Raw genomic sequence first — 17,697 nt, forward strand, 5'->3', positions numbered from 1 at the left:
GCTTCTTTTCTCATGAGTTGTTACTTTCAGTTTCTGCATTCTCTTGAAGCAACATTAATTATAGTTTAGGCCCCTTGCGTTGGTTCTTGCTGGTTAAGGATTGAATATGTCGGTTTAGCTGCAAGAGATCCGGTAACTCATTCATGTCTTTTAATGTGATGGTAGTTTGACCCATGGACTGATCCTTTATTCGGTCCCAACGGTCAACAATCATTTGTTCCAACTTAAAACCAGTTTCTTTTTTATAGCCCACCTCCATCAGGCAAGTGGTATACTTATAACTCATCAAATCCCCTTTGGTGAGGGTCATCATCCAAAATGAGAACCCTCCTGACAAGTCAAGTTCTCTGGACTGGCTCTTCACATTATTCAGCAGTACATCTGCCAACTCCTGATTTTGCAGATCATTGGCAAAGATTTTCCCCGTGTATCCTTTTTCCTTAAGCTGTTGTATAAATTCCTTGATGTGTTGTTCCGTTATATTCATTTTTCAGGGGTTAACGTTAAAAACTATATTGTAATAGCACCTATATCAGTTGAGCAATCCAATTATAGCCTCCTTAACTTTCTTTTTTTGGGGTTTGTCAATTCTCCATTTAAGCTTTTGTTGCCTTGTATTTTAGAAGGGATGTCCCGTCTATGACTCATCTTTCTATGTTGGCTAAATAACAGCCTGTCCTGACCCAGTTTCCACAACTGCAAGTCGATGCTTTTTACATGTACTCCATGCTTTGGGTTGTAATCAATATTCAATACACAACGGCTGTAATAACCCGCATCATCCGGTAATGCGGTAATCATTTCCACTGCTACCGGCAGTAATTCAGCCATAGGATCTCTGAGTGCTGATACCAGTTTGTCTTTAAGAAGAACTGATAGGCTTTCAGGGCTACTTCCATTCAACGTAAAAAGGCTATCATACCCTCTCTTCTGGAGATATGCGGTTAATTCATCTATTGATTTATCGATTTTTTTCATTCAATTATGCGATTGATTTCATCTCGAAGATGCAATGAGCTTTAGTGTTTTAATTTCCTCCTATTTGACCGCTTTTTAATGGTATTTGAATCGGGTAGTTGCCTCTCCCCGGTCGAAGACAAGGGCTTTATCTGAACCTTTCCGGAATTTGAACCCATAGTGTTTTTTGCATTAATATAGTTTAACCCATCAGTTTGTTTCAGGAGGTCTATTAGGGCCAGACGATACAATTTGTAGCGGTTCAGGTACATCTTCCAGGAAGTTGGTTTAAATATTTTTAGACGAAATTCTATTTTATGTGCCATTTTCTTACTCCTTTATGCCGTACATTACTTTCAATTGCTCCAGTTCTACCTTACTTTTTGAACGTGTAAGGGAAAGGATATAATTCTCATTGGTAAACCTTTTTAAATCCGAATAATTCTGATCCACTTTTTCGGCAGCATCTCCTATGATCTCCAACCTTTTGGCATCACTCATACTCGTTGCAAACGAATTCACAACAAGGCTTAACTGCTCTACGTTTTTTAAGGTTTCTTCCAGAATACCGTGGTAAACATTACCGATGTGGTTAATTTCATCCAATGTGAAATTTTTATCCTGTCGTACCAATCTCCACGCACGGTTGTATTCCTCCACTATGCGGATCTGCTGTTGTCCTATCTCTTTGATCCTTTTATAATAGGTTATGATGGTCTTGACTTTATTCAACTCCTCAAAATATCCCCGGTATAAATTGCGCTGCTTCTCTGTCCAGTCGCTGATCTCATCCAGCTTTAGTTTTGCCATCGCGTTTTCCAAGGTTTTCTGTGCATTCTGTAACCATATCACTTTGTTCTGCTGCCGCTGAATCGCCAAATCGGCAGCAAGAATTGCTTTCTTTACTGCTGCCTTAATAACGATCCACCAGATGGCATGGCTCTTTTGGGTAGGTGCAATCACCAGGGTAAAACACAATAAAAGGCTTAACATTATTTTTCTCATCGTAGGTTATAGGTTCGTTTATAAAAATATCCCAAGCTCCCTATGCAGACGCTTCATTGCCATCTGTGCATACTTAGGGTTCAATTCAAAACCAACATAGTTACGGGATAACTTGCGGGCAACTAACGCAGTTGTACCTGCCCCCAGAAATGGATCTAATACGATCCCATGTTCCGGACAACCTGCTTTAATACATATAAATGGAATTTCCTCTGGAAAAGTGGCGAAATGATTTCCTTTATATCCTTTAGTGTGTAGTGTCCATACTGATCTTAGATTAGCCTGTCCTGTTACTGATGCCGGTTTTCTTTTACTTTCTTTAAATGCAGGGTCTTCCCTTTCTATGTATGTCCGTTTACTTTGTTTTACATTATCTCTTGGCAAATAAATGCGTTGAACTGGCTGACCTGGAATACCCTCCCTATACTTGTTCTTTGAGGATACTCCCCGCATCTGTCTTTGTATGGAAGAAATTTTTAAGGTTTGGCTTACGGCGTTTTGGTCATAATAATATTCACGTGACTTGCTCAACAGAAATAGATATTCGTGGCTCTTTGTACACCTATCCTTTACACCTTCTGGCATCGGGCTTGGCTTATGCCAGATAATATCCTGTCGCAGGTAAAGGCCGATATCACGCAAGGCAAAGGCAAGCATCCAGGGGATACCAATAAGGTCTTTGCATTTTAAATTTGAATGAGGCACATCGGTGCTTAGTTCTGCCGGCCTCTTCTTATGACTGAAATAAGAATCTCCGATGTTGATCCAAATCGTCCCTTCCGGTCTCAAAACCCGTTTCACTTCACGGAATATGTCCACAAGTTTTGTTATATACTCTTCAGGCCACTGTTCCTGTCCGATCTGCCCGTTGACCTGATAATCCCTCAACCTGAAATATGGAGGAGAGGTAACACAACAGTGAAAGAACTTATCGGGGTATAACTTTAATCCTTTAAGGCAATCCTGGTTCAGGATTATATTGGTGGGCACTTGCAGGTTACTTGTCTGTTTTATGTTCTTCATAATCAGTGCTATTTATTTTGTTGTTCTCTGGCCAGGATTTCAATCCCTTTTTGTATGCTTCCGAAACGTTCTGCATATTCCATCACCTTTACTTTCTCCAATTGCTCTGTGGTATAGGCGAGATATTCTTCAGGTGAGACTTCCGTTCGATACACTTTGGAATGAACCCCGCCCAATGAAATAAACACTTCCTTGTACTTCAGCGACGGATCATTGGATTTATTGATTGATAAAGCCAGCGCCTTTTCTTTTTCAGTAAGCCCCAACAAATCCTGGATGAGGTCAAACTTGTTCGCATATTTGGATTGATCCAGCAGAATCTTGCAATCACTATTGTTGATGATGGCTTGCTTGACTACGGGACTGGAAATAATATCTTCAACCTCCTGGGTAACGACAATGGCTTCGCCAAAAAACTTCCGGACCGTCTTGAAAAGATATTTAATGTACTCGGCGAAACCCTCCTTCATTAAGGCTTTCCAGGCTTCTTCAATCAAAATCATCTTCCTTACGCCTTTAAGTTTCCGCATCTTATTCAAGAAGACCTGCATCACGATGATCGTGGCGACTGGGAAAAGAATAGCATGATTTTTAATTTCGTCCAGCTCAAATATGATCAGCCGCTCCTGTAGCAGATCAAGGTTTTCTGTAGCATTCAGTAAAAAGTCAAATTCCCCGCCCAGGTAATATGGACGTGTAACAAACAAAAAATTGTTAATGTCAAAATCCTGTTCCTTTACGTTATCTGTTTTAAGCAGGTTGACAAAATCTTCTTTCAGGTACTCATAAAAGCTATTGAAACAGGGAAATATTTCAGGGTGCCGCTCCATCTTGTCGAAAAAGCCAGTTATTGCATTGCTCAGCGCCACATATTCCGAACGTTTATAAACCTCTGTGTCTGATTTCCACAAAGCGAGCAATAGCGTCTTGATACTTTCCTTTGTTTCCGTGTCCAGGTTGTCCCCTTCGCCGATGAAAAACGGGTTAAACTTTATGGGATTATTCTCTGAGTAGGTAAAATAGTACCCATTGACCATATCGCACAGACCACGGTAACTATGCCCCACATCGACAATTACGATATGACATCCCTGCTCGTAATAACTCCGGCACAGGTGATTCGTAAAAAAACTTTTTCCAGATCCAGCTTGGAGGGTTACCGGGCCATTTAATTAAAAATGGCCCGGTAACCCCCGCTTGGCCCTAAAATGAACCGGTTCCTTGCCGTTATCCAACCTTTGAGCATCGGGTAATCCGATAGGTCTACATGTACAGGCTTCCCGGTCACCCGGTCACCCAGCCGGATACCAAATGGACTAATGGAATCCTGATAACTGGTCTCCAGATTCAGAAAACAAGCAGATTGCTCCAAAAACGTATCGAAAGTATCGTTCATGGGAAAACCCGCACTGTTACCCGGGATACCGGCCCAAAAGATTTGCGGCGCACCGGAAGTTTCCATCTTTGCCACCGCATCCATTTGAGCAAGTCCAGAACTGACCAGGTTTTTCAGGTCCTTTAATTCTTCTTTATCACTGGTCCACACCATCACATTGAAATGTGCCTTGACCGGAACACGACCTTCCGAAATTGCTTCATTTAGAAAATCATTCGTAGCATCCCGGCTGATCATATTTTCCCTGCTATAGGCAGATAGGGATTGCAGGCGAAGCCGCTTGGTTTCCAGCTTTTGAATGGTCTTTGCCGAATCTTCTATAAAAATGTACTGATTGTAAATGTGGCTGCATGGCAGTAATTGCCCGAGCGTGGAAGAGAAACCAACACTGAATTTTGTCCTGTCTGTTGAATAACGGTCATAGTTGATCCTGGTACCACACAAAGCTGGAAGATCAGCCGCATCCCCAAGCGTATAAATCTGCATATGCTGATCACCAACCTGAATCCCGTCAGAAAATGAAATGTCCTTAACGATTAGTTCATCTTCCTTGTTTGAAAGGGAACAATAACGTTCGATCAACCCCATCTCCCTGCTGTGACTGACCAGTTGCTGAGCATCCAGCCTGCTGAGTGTTACAAACCCGCTATCCTCCATGATACGTTTGAACTGACCGCAACTGTCCAGGAAATCCTGAAGCATTCCTGCTTTTACTGTTTGCTCAGGGACAATCGAGGGGCGGATCAGGTTGGAGAAAATAGAAGAACTTAATTTGCGGCCCGCTGGTTTTTTAGTGAGATAAATGTAACAGCGGTGGTCCAGAAAAGGACGCTCATTAAAAAACCTGTTACTCGCCTGACTGAGAAAGCTCGTTGCATTACTTGCACCGCTCTTTTCGAATTCAGGGTCAAATTTGCTGTCAATAAACCAGTCCTGTTTATGGAAACAGGAAAATTTTGGCAGCATTTTTATCGCATGAACCCAGGTCTGATGAAAGGATTCATAATCATGATCACTTAAGGTAAAAATCTCTGGCAATTCGACCTGGTAGACCAGGGTAATGTCCCCTTGTTTTGATAAAATACAATCCTGCTCTATGCCCATTATCGGGAAAATATCATTCAACCACTTTTCCATATCTCACATTTTCTTTCGCACTGTGTCTGGCAATATTGCCCCGTTCATTTCATTAATATTTTTGGCGTTTATATGGTTGCCAGTACCATTAAAGGTTTCATATCCAATTGAAGGATTATACTTTTCATGGTATTTTCAACCCTTCTTCATGCCTGGTCTATACACTATTCCTGAATTTCCTGTGCCATATCCTAAGTTGTTCAGTAGCTTTTCTCTGCGTTTCCTTTTCCTGGTTAATTTTCACATAGCGGTTTAAATTGGTTTCGTTCAAGGGGATGATTTTAGCTTCCAGATGCCTGGTAAGCGGATGGCGCATTAAGTAGGTCTTCAGATCTGTCCCGATACTTTTAGCCCGGTAATAAGGATCCAGCTGTGTTCTGCCAGGGATCAATACTTTCACCACTTCTTCCCCGGGCATTTCCTTAATGGTTAGCGGATCAATCCTGACCAGTTGATGTGTGTGCTTATTCAGATAAGCTGATAGCATACCCTCATGTCTGAAGTCCGGCTTAAATCCAGAAAGTGGGATGACGTTTTTCCGATGGTACAACTGACTGCGTTCCATGTCCACCATATAGTCTGCGCCCAAAACCTTCATTTCTGGTAACTGCCCCTGATCCCGCTGATGGAACAGTTCAACATCTACTGCCAGATCAAAATCTGTCCGGTGCCGTATGTCCAGTATTGAAATGTTATATTTAGCGGCCATTTCAGCCGGGGCGATCTCCACCAGTTGCGGGATGTAGGCGGTAACCACATCTTCACCGCCTATTTCCAATGGACTTGCAGTTTTTTGTGTGAATAAATCATAGTCCAGGGTATAATGACTGCCGTGATAAACCATATCCTCAATGGAAATGATGTGCAAAGCATCATCAGCCTTTATAAAATGACGCTCATCAACGTCTACATTAAAAAATGTTCCCCTGATTTGTGTAATGGGTAGCAGTTCCTGTTTTACCTTCATCGCCTTACAAACTTTTTCCTTTATTCCTTTTAGCTGATGCTTTTAAATTTTCGGACCATTCCGGATTGATTTCCTTCATCCGCTTTTTATAATAGTCCAATTTTTCACTTTCTTCCCCAATGCGTTTCTGATAAAACTCTTTACTGGTTTCACTAATTTCCACTACCGGTGAACCGGGATTATACTTTCCTGATAGTCTCCTTTCGCATATCCTGATATGCTTCTGACTTTCCTTAATCCTGTTAGTCAGGTATCTCGGGCTTGAATACTTTGCCCCTTCAGCAGCGCGCCTGGCAGTTTCTGCCTTGCTATTGTAATGCTCAGCCTTTTCTGCCTCAGCAAATGATTTTCCGAAGGTGTTATGGATTTTGTCCCGATAATTCCGGTCTCTTTTTTCACTATGATGTCCTATATGTATGGGCTGACCGAAGGGGATCACAGCAGCCATATCTTTAGCTTTTCTATACAAATCATCAGAATGCTGCTCGGCTCTCCCTGCTTTCCTTTCTGCATTTTCTGCCCGACGTGCTGCTCGGCTCTTCTCTTTGTTCACCTGTTCTTCAAATGAAATCTTTTCGCCTTTGGTTCCTGCATCCACGAAGCCCATTGCTGCAAGCTCACCTTTCAGGAAATGACAATTCTCGGCTTTGCCTTTTGAAATCCAGCAAACCTGATAACGGCTCCAGCGGCAATAGGTTCGGAAAACCTTTTTCTGATTTTGATCAAGGGATTCGTAAAAAGACTTAGTAAGAAATACATCCAGTTTACCGGATTCCAAATTGTGATGAAAATAATTTTCCTGTTTCATAACCTCCAATTTTTAAATGTCCCTGCTTTCTGCGCGGTGTAGGTCGGGTTAGCTTTTTCCTACTTTGACCTTTCCGGTTCCAATACCTGCGGCTTCATAAATCTCCAGCCGGATTACTTTTACGGTCTTAATCCTTTTCTACTTTTTTTTGGTAGCTGTTGTTGTTTCTTTTCTTTAACCAGTCTGCGTTCCAGTTCCAATTGCCCCAGATTGAATTTCACCACTTCGGCGATGTAGGTTCGTTCCAATGGAACCACAATAGCTTTCTGATACATCACCAGTGGATACTCTTTTAAATAGCGATCATCATTTTCATTCCTGCTTCTAGCCAGTCCTACAGGATCCAGTCTTGCCGGTCCGGGAAGGATGACCATCACGACATTATCCGGATAACTCGTTAGGTTATCAGGTAAGTCTACCTCTGTATGACTGGGAATATGGTAAAAAATGGTGTGGTGAATCGCCTCTGGATTTACCCAGGAAATATCAATCCCATTTGTTTTGAAATCATCCTTGGGGCGCAGGTTCCCCAACCGCACTTCGGCGAAGAACGGATGCCCTGCGATATCAATAACCGGTATCATCCCTCTTTTTATCCGCATTTCCTCCGGACTTGCATTGACCATCAATTCAAAATCACAACATCCTGCCAGTTCACCCACCGTCTTTCCATATTTTCTGGCCATACCTTCGGGATCAAGGTCTTTCATCTGCGGCACCAGGATTAAATTGCCAGGAGGTTCATCATTAAAATTGGGAAAGGATGGAATTAGATTTTTCTCTTCAGGGTCGTAGTCCATTTCATAATGCGTCCTTTTGTCATTCATAGCCAGAAATGAAATCACATTTTCTGGATTTTCCTTCTCCTGCAATTCCCTGCGATCGATGTCCACGTAGAAGGTGGTACCCTTCAGGGAATACTCAATTGGTTTTTTGTTCATGTCTTTAAGTTTTTGAGGTACGAGTCAACCTAAGCACGGCAGCGTCCGTGCAGTCATTTATTTTATGGATTAACTATTTATTTTGTTGTTCCTTTTACTGGGGCTAACCGGTTAATTATAGAATTCCAGAAATTGTACTATTGCTGATTTGAGCAAATGGATATTATCCTGATTCAAATGTTTGATTTAGCTGCTCCAACAGATAGCTATTTTGAAATCTTATTTCTTGTTGGAAGTTATTTTTTGATTACTGACCTCCTCTTTGCTGTTATGTTCATGTTCCTAAAAACCTCCCTGCTGTTACATTTGACCACCTTGGGAATACCGCGTTTCGCAATTTCCTTCATCAATCCATACTCCCCGTACTTGTTGCTCATTTGATATACCTTCATCACCATTCCGGCTCCCACGGACAATATCAAGGCCATGCCCACATAAGTATCGATGCCGGCCAGATACAAAATGGCATACAGGATCATCAGGATCATCGCCCCGGCACCCAGGTACCATATGTACTGGGCCTTTAAACCTTTGAATTCAATGGATTTGTTAATTCCCTTGTTGATCACATATACGCTGTTTCCCATACTTACACTCCTCTGTTGACTATGTTTTGTGTTTCAGGGACTTGTTTGCCTTCCCTTTCCCCTGGTCTGGATCCAACCCATTTTCTTTTCCTAACTTCTCTTGCTGTCCCAAATCGTACTTGGTGATCTGTGCCCTGATCTGATTGTTAAGGGGATATCGATTGAGGTAATGAAATCCATTTCGGCCTTCCAATTCTGCTACACCAACTGGATCCATTGCTTTTAATTCATCAAACGTAATGGTACAAGTTGCTCCAATCCTGTCTTTCCATGGGGAGTTTATCGGCAGGAATAATTTCCGTGTTTCATCATAAAGGCATTCGAGTTTTTTATGCCCGTCCTCTTCGATCTCCGTTAACAAAGACAAGGGGAATTTAGCGTTGCTGACTACTGAACAAATCTGCTGACCAAGCGTATCCAGGTAAAAGCGGTCTGATGCAACCATAAGCTGAGGCTTCATCCCCAGTATCCTTTCTGCATACATTTCACCCAATTTCTGAAAGCCGTAATGATTAACAGCACTATCAGCATTGATTTGATCATAGGTTTTAAGATCTATCTTATGTCTCAATCTGGCCACCTCAGCAGGTAAGGTAATCACCTGTAAATGAGCCTGGCCTTCTTCCTGTCTGTACCTTCCTTGGTAAATACACCTGTTTTCACTATCATAAACAAACTTTAAAAATCCCTGGTTAACTCCCATTTCACTGTAGGCCAGAAAATGTTTGTTGGTTTCCATATCCTTCAAGCCCTCATCTGACAACTCAATCTGATAAAGGTGCGGACCAAGTACCAGCTTATCAAAGAACAATATATTGTAATGACTCATACCGCCGTGTTTTATGGATGAGATAATAAATAATCATGCAGCTCTGCAATGATCATGTGCCGCATAAAATGATCGTCCAATTTCTCCAGTGAAAAATCGAATGCTTCAAAGGCCGGGAGACATACCAGGATCATTTTGGTCAGCTCAAATTTTAATACGCCTGCGTCCTCATATTGCTGGAATTCTTTGGGAAATTCTTCCTGCAAAACTGCTTTCAGGTATTGGTACTTTGAAGGGCCAAGCGGCTTGGCTATTTCCGCGATACAAAGCGCCACAATCTGCGCTTCATCCTCTCCCTGTTCCATCAGTTCATCCATCAATGGGGAAATCAGGCTTACCCGATCTTCCAGGTATTGGGGTAATGTGCCTCTTTCTGCAAAAAGCAGCATCAACTCAGGATGATTCTCCTGTAAAAATTCCTGTAGCCTTTTCTTGAATTTTGTTTTCATGCGATTCCAAAAAAGCTCCTTAAAATTGTGGCCACTACCACAAGAAATATACAGCTGCCCAACCACGCCGCCGCAACTTTTGAAGTGTCCTGGTCTCCACCAGACCACTTCTGGTAAACCTTTACAGCTCCAATCAACCCAAGAATGGCACCTACTGCATACATGAGCTTCTCGCCGGACTGGAAATAGGTTCGTATTTCCGAATCAGCCTTATCAATGCCGGCCTTACCACCTTGCGCCTGCACCATCAGATCCTGAAGGACCAATATCGTTGTAATGGCAGCCACCATTATCTTTTGTCGGGAGATTCCCTTTAATTTCCATCTACACATATCTATTCACATTTAAAGGTTAATGCTGCTCAAACTTTCTCCTTTCCCCACCGCATCGGCGGCAGGGCTAAGAGAAAGGACTACTGCACACGACTCACTCACACACCTTCCACACGCTCCTGTATGGCAGCAGTCAATATTTTATTTTCGGATTATCTGTTGAGATAATTCCTGGGTTAACGATGCACCCGGAGAAGGGCAACATGGCTATGCTGTAAGCTTCCCCATGCTTCCTGCCTTTTCAAGGCAGGAAGAAGGAAAGCCGGGCCGGCTTCCGCTGTCTCATAGATTCCTAACATTGCTCTACAGCACTGAGCAGGGAGCGGGCCAATTCTTTTGGGGTTAATTTCAACTGTACTGCCTTTCTCCCCCCGCCTGGGTGATTACGGGGGGATAATTGGCCGGTTCACTAGTTCAGCGCCAACTTCCACAAACCATTCACCTCAACTTTGCTGGGACTAATGAAACCGTATAACTTAAATTCTTCCAGAATCATTTCAGTGATACCCGCCTGCAGCAGCTCATCCTGAATAGTCGGATATTCCTGTAACAACACTTTGATAGACCGCAAGACTGCTGGCTCAGTCAATTCCAACTCACTTGCTTCCGCAACCGCAGCTTTGATCCTGATGATCAGCTCTTCGGCCAGCTGGTAACTTTCATCCTCAATTGGAACAAAATGTTTAGGTTGCCGGCGGTTTTCAAAGGGATCGAAAATTTCCAGTTCTTCCCCTTTTTGATCTTCATTGATTGACCTTCCATTTAAAAAAGCAATTAAATCTTTTCGGTAGTATCTTAGGATCACATAGGTATAATAAAGAAATAGCAGGATACCGATAACAATGAAGTATTCCTTCCAAGTGTAGTGTAGCATTTTCAAGTCTGATTAAGGTTAGCAAATACAAACAGATTTAATTTCTGTTTGCCGTTGATTACGATACAAAAGAACAGGAATGCTAAATTTCTCAAAAGCCCAAGAATGGGCACAATTAAATGGCTTTGAAGTTGTGCCCACTGATTTACAAGGAGATAGATTCAATTATGGGCAAAAAAAAACCAGAATTATTTTAAAATAATTCTGGATCAAAAATAAAAAAAGGAACCACCTTCTTTAATATGCCTCTATAATCTTAATCATTCTTAGTAAGAAATCTATTAGTACATTTTTGTCGGATTGCTCCACAGCATAGGCTTTGGAGCGCATATTTTCCCAGCTGGGATCTTCCCTTTCTCTGGTCGAAAGATGTGGCGCCACGGCCCTGAAAACTGCCCGAAGACTGCGCGCGATCAGTAACCCGACCGCTTCAGCTGCTCTTAACAATATTGCCACCTGATCTACGGACAATGCAAGCATCACTTTAAGGAATACATCATTTTTAATGGTTTCCGCTTTCATCTTTGAAATAGGAATGAACCCTTCTACTTTATGTTCAAGGTATTGCAATTCATTGGTAAGGTATTGGAGGAAATGATCCTTGATACCGGGATAGTTTTTTGCATAGGCGAAGTTTGGTATTTCGGGCATCTGTGCTATTTTTTTGATTTCGAGGGTGAGGTAAGCGATCTTCTCATTGTTATCCGTGAAAGCCCCTAGTACTGTTTCCAGCCCTTGTGTGAAGTAACGGATACTTTCCTTACTGTTGAGATTCCAATAGACCAGCAACTCATGCAGAGAAGGGCAGCTGCTTGACAACACCCCCTTTTCGTAGTTCTGCTCTACATCTAACAATACCTGTCGATGGTAATCCGCCTCCTGTATGGATATGCTTTCTTTCAATTCAATTCTGTTAATAAAATCCAACCAAAAACTTAACAGTACTTTTCGTAATTCTTCATTGTTGCCGCTTGCTTTCAGTTTTTCATCCAACGGCCCCATTTTGATTTCAATTTCTTCTTTGAGTTGCAGCAGTTTCGTGATTGGAGCGGCCTCCTGAGCATCTAGCAGTGCGTCAAATCTCGAGCGAATAAAAAATAGAATGTTGTGCTGCGATGCCAGTATTGCCTCATGTACTTTTTGCGTATTCATTTTTTTGCTGTGGGCATGTTTGGAATACTCATGTGTTTTGTTGATCAGCTGCACCAAAGCATTGTGACATTTTCTAACCATCGCCCTTTCATGACGGACTTCCTTTAACCTGAAAATGATATTTTTCAACGTATTCTGAACTTTATATTCCTCCTCTGTGATTTGTAACAGCAGCTCCCGCGCCCGTGCAGCAGTGAGCATTTTAGGAGATAAGGCGGTAGGATTTAACTCATGGGAAACCAATTGGTCAAAATATTGAAATACATAGGATATCTTCATTTTGGTTCTGTTAAGGGTTACCAGGTCCGAAAGGATTCAATAGGGTATTGAATCAAAAAATATATTAAAGCTACATATTATATTGAATAATAGCACTATACACATATATTAGTACATTATACATTGCTTAAAAGCCGTTTGGAGGGAACATATAGGACTGCCATTCGTTTCAGGATCTGAAACAAACTTATGCAGCTTAGCCAAACCTTAGATGGATAACTGAATCCGTTATTTAGACAGTAAAATTAACGGAACCTGAAATATTTCCAGGTTGATAAAAATCAATAAATACTTACAAATGGCTTGATTTGATCCGCGAAAGTGTTTCCTCACTCATGCTCAGGTAGGATGCGATATATTTATTGGGAACCCGCTTGATGATCTCTGGTGAACGTTCCATGAGATCCTTGTACTTTTCAGCTGCATTATGTTTGCGCATCGCGAGCATATTCTCCTCACTTTTGCAATAATACTCGGTGGTCAGCACTCTGCCTATTACATTGAATTCAACGTGACTGCCATATAGCTCCATAAGGTCATCGTGGTGAATGGAGATCAGCTCACAGTCTTCCAGGGCTTCAATAGTTTCAAAACTAGGCTGTCTTCGGTAGAAGGACAACAAAGAGATGACCAAATCATTTTCCATCAAAAACCAATTGGTGACGTCTTCAAACCCCACCTCATAATAGGACCTGAGTAATCCTTTAATTACAAAATGCATATGGTTACATATGGTACCCTGCCGTAACAAAATTGCATTTTTTGTAAGGCTCCTGTATTGCAGCCTGGATGTGAAATCAACAACAAAAGCTTCCGTAACAGGGATGATCTGTGAGATCATTTCCAAAACAGGATTGTTCATAGCACTCATAACAATGGTAATTTGAGCGTTTAGGAATTATTTACTACAAATTATTAAAAACAATCTGATCGTTAAAGTTCAATAAGCTCTGCATCACTAAGACTGGCCATTAATTTACGCATATCAATTAAATAACGCAAATTCTAATTTGGTTAGCTGCGTACATCATTATTTTATGTCAAAGCCTAATTATTTAATCTAAACTTTATGATTTAAATGCCAACATTTCTCATTAATAAAAAATTATTCCTATTTTAACGCTGTTAACCCAATAGGTACAACCTTGACCAACTCCTTTATGAATTCATTTATGTGATGTAAACGCATCGCTCTTATCCACCTCGTCATGAAAAATCGCCTCTCCAATTTTGAATCTTTCGTACATAAACTATTTACAGATCACCCCTTTTCCAAGGAAAAAAATAACTGGGATAACTGGCAAGATCAGATTGAACTGGAAAAAAAAATTCTCATGGAAGCTGTATATGATTTACTCTTTGCTCATCAGGATGATCCATTTGTGACAAGGGTACTTAAGGTCTATCATATCCGGCTTACCGCCATCTCTAATCATGCTTATGAGGACATCAGGGAAGAGATGTCGCAGGGAAATTCCCCGAAAAAACCAGATTCACTTTTTGCCATTAAACTGTATGTTTTACTATCAATTGATCAATTGCTTGAAGCTGCATTCGCCATTTTACCGGTGCAAAGTGAACTAATTGCCCCGGAGTATAATGTGGACGTAACTGGTCGTGAGCTATTAGAAGCGTTCCATAAGGTCTCCAGGAGACTTAAAAGGAATATGGTACCTCCCAGTATTATTAAGATACTTCAAGACTTTTTCGGTGAAATAGACAGCAGCAGGGCAGTAGCTTTCAACTACCGGCAACTGGAATATGCACAGAAAGTTTCCAGGGGTATACATAAGATGTTACGAAGAGATCCCGTGGGAACCTGGCCGGATAAAATATGGCAAATGCTAATTCATATGAATTTCAACCGGGAAAGTGCCCAGCAATATTCCAAGCAGCATATGTACACGAAAGCGATTTCAGATAAGCCTGCCAACATTTCTTTGATAGAGCTGGAACTGCTTCGGAAAGATATAGAAGGCATAGATGTAGATGAAAACTGGGCTTATGATCCCGGGCATTACCCTTTAAAGAGGTATATCCTGGACATTATAGGAGAAGAAGTTCATTGGACAGAAAAGAACATTTTGGAACTGGAAAAGGAAATAGTACGACAAAACAAGAATTACTTTTTGATGGACATTACAGAACGCCAGTTAAATCTGCTCGCATTGATCAACCTGAAGCTGAATAAAATTCCGTATCATTCTCACCGCCATGTGCTTAAGGTATTGTCTATTTTTATTCGCCCAATACGAAATGTTCCTATGAGCTTTAGGAGTGTCAGCAAGAAAAGTGTTGGCTCCGACAAATCAACCGTAAGAGGGCTGTACGCCTACTTAATGAGCATGGTGGAGTACATCAGAATAAATCACGGTGACTTACTGCACTGATCCGGCAATTTTCATTATTCTTAAAAATTAGTTATTAATAATTAATTCTGGTCAAAAAGTATAGGTTAGTGCGCAATTTTGGCAAAATCAATAAAAAAAACAATGTTTCGCTTCCTAAGTTGCATTTAAAATGGCTAAATCTTTAATGCGTAAAATATTTTAAAAAATATTTCAATACTCCTTTCTGTCTTTACTCCTCAGCAGTCGCATTTTGACAAATAAAATTTGATTCTGTCACATTTGGGGGCACTCATACCCCTTGACTGTATAGGCTTTCTTTGCCGACCTTTAATTTGTGATTCGACTGAACCCATCACGATTAATTAACCGAGGATATTACCATATTTAAATCTGTTATGAAAATCAAAAAATCCATTATCACAATTGTAAGTTTCCTGTTCATCTTTATTTTTATTTATACAGCTCATTCTAAAATTGTCGATCATTATAGATTCGCCAGTACACTTTCTACCTCCCCCTTAATTGGAGAGCAATATGCTCGCCCGATTGCCTGGATGATTCCAGCAAGTGAAATCGCAATTGGATTTTTACTGATTATACCCAGTACAAGAAAAATAGGTCTTTGGCTTTCTTTGGGTTTGATGATTGTATTTACCGCTTACTTGATCTTTATGGTGACCTCTGGACTTCCAAAAACTTGTAATTGCGGTGGTGTGATTTCCTCCATGCGTTGGACGCAGCACATCGCCTTCAATTTTGGCCTAATTTCTCTTGCTGCATGTGCATTGTATATTGATAAAATATATGAGAATATAACAAAGTGGAATAAAATAGCTATACATAAACTGACCAAAAAGCGGAATGGTCCGCATTGGAAATATTAATTAACCATTTTTTAAACCTCTAATTTTTAAACGTATGAAAAGTTTAATTTTTGGCCTGGCGGTTGCCGCTGTGGCCGTGGGCATGAGCGCATTTACTGCACCTCAGGTTCAATCTAAAGCAATCTTAGCAAGTCAATTCTCATTTATCGGAGGACAAAACATTAATGATGCAACAGACCCTAGTCAGTATTCTTCAACACCACCTGTTGACTGTGGTGTTCAAGGAAAATTATGTGCAGTTACTGCAACTGATGACGGAACTGGGCACCCAAAACAAAGTGAACTAACCTCCTTAACATCTGATTTAAACACTGCTATTAGTGGAGGAAGTGTAACCAACCCTGATGTAGAAACCAAGGAGTAAAGGTTTGGAGTAAAGATTTATGCTAAAAGAGGGAAATTCCATGAAGTGAAATTTATGGAGTTACCCTCTTTCAATTCAAATCTAATCTATCACCAGATACTTAATCTTCCTTTTCTCTTTAATCAAATCAAAACCTTGTTTGTATAATTTATCTTTCAAAGGTTTCTCATCCAAAATATTAATATTCCTTATCATTGAAATACTATCCCGCTTTTTCAATCTAGATTCATTCAAAAATGGGGTTTTCGAAGCCACTACTCCATAATTTATTGACATTAGATTTAGGAACATTTCCCCGGACCACGTAATAACTTCCTTATTGGTATTTTGATAATCTGGTTTGCTATTTACATCGTGTTTATCTACTAAAATAATACATTCTACATTGCGTTCTACCAATTTTGCTCTAATGCCATAAATCTTCTTAAAATAACGATTTAAATCTTCTTGCATATACTGATAAGCATCTTTGTCGGTTACAGAAACTCTTTGAAAATAACTATACCAATGTTTACCTTTCCAAGCATCAAACAAATTTGGGTCTGATGGCTTTATTAGGAAGCTATAAGTTAGCGAATCCAAAATTATACGATTATTGAATATATAATCTTTTGAATTTAATGGAAGGCCCATTTGAAAAGCAACCGTATACAAGTTTAATACGGAAGTATTTGTATACCATTTTGTTATTTCGGTTTTAGAAGTGTCCAACTGAACCCCGGCCCGAACTTCAGGGAGTCCGTTATTGAACTTCAGTAGCGAAGAATTGTACACATATTGTTTTCCTTCCAATTTAAACAAGAATGAATCAAGTGAGTAATATTGAAAATCTTTGTGTCTAACATCTCTCTTCAAAATTAAATTCACCGGTTTCCCATTCAGAATATCATTTAAATGCTCACTAGTGTTATTGTAGCCGTTAGTAATGTTTACAACCTTTCCTTCGGGATTAATCCACACACTATGAGGAACAAAAATATATGGAAAATATTTAGCAAGGATTTTATCTGACACCACCATCATTATATTAGGCATCTTGATTTTCATTCTCTTGAAATAAGCATCTATTGCAGATTTACTGGCATTAGTGACCAAAATAATCTGGATTTTATCCCCAAATTCCTTTTGCAATAATTCTAATTTTGGGAAAGAGGCAATACAAGATCCACAGCCAATACCCCAAAAATCCAAAACAACCAATTTCCCTTCAAAATGATGTAGAGAAGATGAGGTACTATTAAAGTTATAAATACTGTCTAATGGTATGATGGGAACATGATCTCCTATTTTTAAAGGGTTTATATTTTGTGCCTTACAAACTATAATAGCTAGTAAAAATGAAAGGAGAATACAATATTTCAT

18 protein-coding genes and 1 pseudogene are annotated in these 17,697 nt (G+C 40.4%); 3 read left to right on the plus strand and 16 right to left on the minus strand.

Going from position 1 to position 17,697, the window contains the following annotated elements; all coding sequences use genetic code 11:
* Positions 1-58: 58 nt before the first annotated feature.
* From ABQ275_RS13960 to ABQ275_RS14030, 15 genes and pseudogenes are all read right to left on the minus strand, one after another.
* Positions 59-487 (minus strand): hypothetical protein, encoded by a 429-nt coding sequence (locus ABQ275_RS13960; RefSeq protein ID WP_349313755.1) that lies wholly within the window; start codon positions 485-487, stop codon positions 59-61.
* A gap of 62 nt (positions 488-549) precedes the next feature.
* Positions 550-978: a hypothetical protein gene (locus tag ABQ275_RS13965; protein WP_349313756.1), complete on the minus strand. Its 429-nt coding sequence runs from the start codon at positions 976-978 to the stop codon at positions 550-552.
* A 309-nt stretch (positions 979-1,287) separates the two neighbouring features.
* Positions 1,288-1,950, minus strand: a complete 663-nt coding sequence (locus ABQ275_RS13970; protein ID WP_349313757.1) for a conjugal transfer protein TraI — start codon at positions 1,948-1,950, stop codon at positions 1,288-1,290.
* Between the two features lie 30 nt (positions 1,951-1,980).
* Positions 1,981-2,985, minus strand: a complete 1,005-nt coding sequence (locus ABQ275_RS13975) for a site-specific DNA-methyltransferase (RefSeq protein WP_349313758.1) — start codon at positions 2,983-2,985, stop codon at positions 1,981-1,983.
* An 8-nt stretch (positions 2,986-2,993) separates the two neighbouring features.
* Positions 2,994-5,518: pseudogene (locus ABQ275_RS13980) on the minus strand (TraG family conjugative transposon ATPase).
* Between the two features lie 157 nt (positions 5,519-5,675).
* Positions 5,676-6,485 (minus strand): hypothetical protein, encoded by an 810-nt coding sequence (locus ABQ275_RS13985; RefSeq protein WP_349313759.1) that lies wholly within the window; start codon positions 6,483-6,485, stop codon positions 5,676-5,678.
* 4 nt (positions 6,486-6,489) lie between these two features.
* Positions 6,490-7,293 carry a DUF3560 domain-containing protein gene (locus ABQ275_RS13990; protein ID WP_349313760.1) on the minus strand — a complete coding sequence of 268 codons (804 nt, stop codon included), beginning with the start codon at positions 7,291-7,293 and terminating at the stop codon, positions 6,490-6,492.
* Between the two features lie 119 nt (positions 7,294-7,412).
* Positions 7,413-8,234 (minus strand): hypothetical protein, encoded by an 822-nt coding sequence (locus ABQ275_RS13995; RefSeq protein ID WP_349313761.1) that lies wholly within the window; start codon positions 8,232-8,234, stop codon positions 7,413-7,415.
* Between the two features lie 236 nt (positions 8,235-8,470).
* Positions 8,471-8,821, minus strand: coding sequence for a DUF4133 domain-containing protein (locus ABQ275_RS14000; RefSeq protein WP_349313762.1), 351 nt, complete (start codon positions 8,819-8,821; stop codon positions 8,471-8,473).
* A gap of 19 nt (positions 8,822-8,840) precedes the next feature.
* Positions 8,841-9,650, minus strand: a complete 810-nt coding sequence (locus ABQ275_RS14005; protein WP_349313763.1) for a hypothetical protein — start codon at positions 9,648-9,650, stop codon at positions 8,841-8,843.
* Positions 9,651-9,661: 11 nt separating this feature from the next.
* The gene (locus ABQ275_RS14010) at positions 9,662-10,099 is read right to left on the minus strand and encodes a hypothetical protein (RefSeq protein WP_349313764.1); all 438 of its coding nucleotides are present in this window, start codon (positions 10,097-10,099) and stop codon (positions 9,662-9,664) included.
* Entirely contained in the window at positions 10,096-10,389 is a 294-nt protein-coding gene (locus ABQ275_RS14015; protein ID WP_349318796.1) for a DUF4134 domain-containing protein, read from the minus strand. The genes ABQ275_RS14010 and ABQ275_RS14015 overlap by 4 nt, the downstream gene beginning before the upstream one ends.
* A gap of 451 nt (positions 10,390-10,840) precedes the next feature.
* A complete protein-coding gene (locus ABQ275_RS14020) occupies positions 10,841-11,311 on the minus strand; it encodes a hypothetical protein (RefSeq protein WP_349313765.1) in 471 nt (156 codons plus the stop codon).
* 231 nt (positions 11,312-11,542) lie between these two features.
* Positions 11,543-12,736: a hypothetical protein gene (locus ABQ275_RS14025; protein ID WP_349313766.1), complete on the minus strand. Its 1,194-nt coding sequence runs from the start codon at positions 12,734-12,736 to the stop codon at positions 11,543-11,545.
* A 292-nt stretch (positions 12,737-13,028) separates the two neighbouring features.
* On the minus strand, positions 13,029-13,607 hold the full coding sequence (locus tag ABQ275_RS14030; protein ID WP_349313767.1) for a Crp/Fnr family transcriptional regulator: 579 nt from the start codon (positions 13,605-13,607) through the stop codon (positions 13,029-13,031).
* A gap of 337 nt (positions 13,608-13,944) precedes the next feature.
* Between ABQ275_RS14030 and ABQ275_RS14035 the strand changes: the two genes are divergently transcribed.
* From ABQ275_RS14035 to ABQ275_RS14045, 3 genes are all read left to right on the plus strand, one after another.
* Entirely contained in the window at positions 13,945-15,126 is a 1,182-nt protein-coding gene (locus ABQ275_RS14035; protein ID WP_349313768.1) for a hypothetical protein, read from the plus strand.
* Between the two features lie 356 nt (positions 15,127-15,482).
* Positions 15,483-15,971 (plus strand): MauE/DoxX family redox-associated membrane protein, encoded by a 489-nt coding sequence (locus ABQ275_RS14040; RefSeq protein ID WP_349313769.1) that lies wholly within the window; start codon positions 15,483-15,485, stop codon positions 15,969-15,971.
* 34 nt (positions 15,972-16,005) lie between these two features.
* Positions 16,006-16,335: a hypothetical protein gene (locus ABQ275_RS14045; protein ID WP_349313770.1), complete on the plus strand. Its 330-nt coding sequence runs from the start codon at positions 16,006-16,008 to the stop codon at positions 16,333-16,335.
* 81 nt (positions 16,336-16,416) lie between these two features.
* Here the strand turns inward: ABQ275_RS14045 and ABQ275_RS14050 are convergent, their stop codons facing one another.
* Positions 16,417-17,697, minus strand: coding sequence for a TlpA disulfide reductase family protein (locus ABQ275_RS14050; protein WP_349313771.1), 1,281 nt, complete (start codon positions 17,695-17,697; stop codon positions 16,417-16,419).

This window comes from Chitinophaga sp. MM2321 (assembly GCF_964033635.1).
Taxonomy (GTDB): domain Bacteria; phylum Bacteroidota; class Bacteroidia; order Chitinophagales; family Chitinophagaceae; genus Chitinophaga.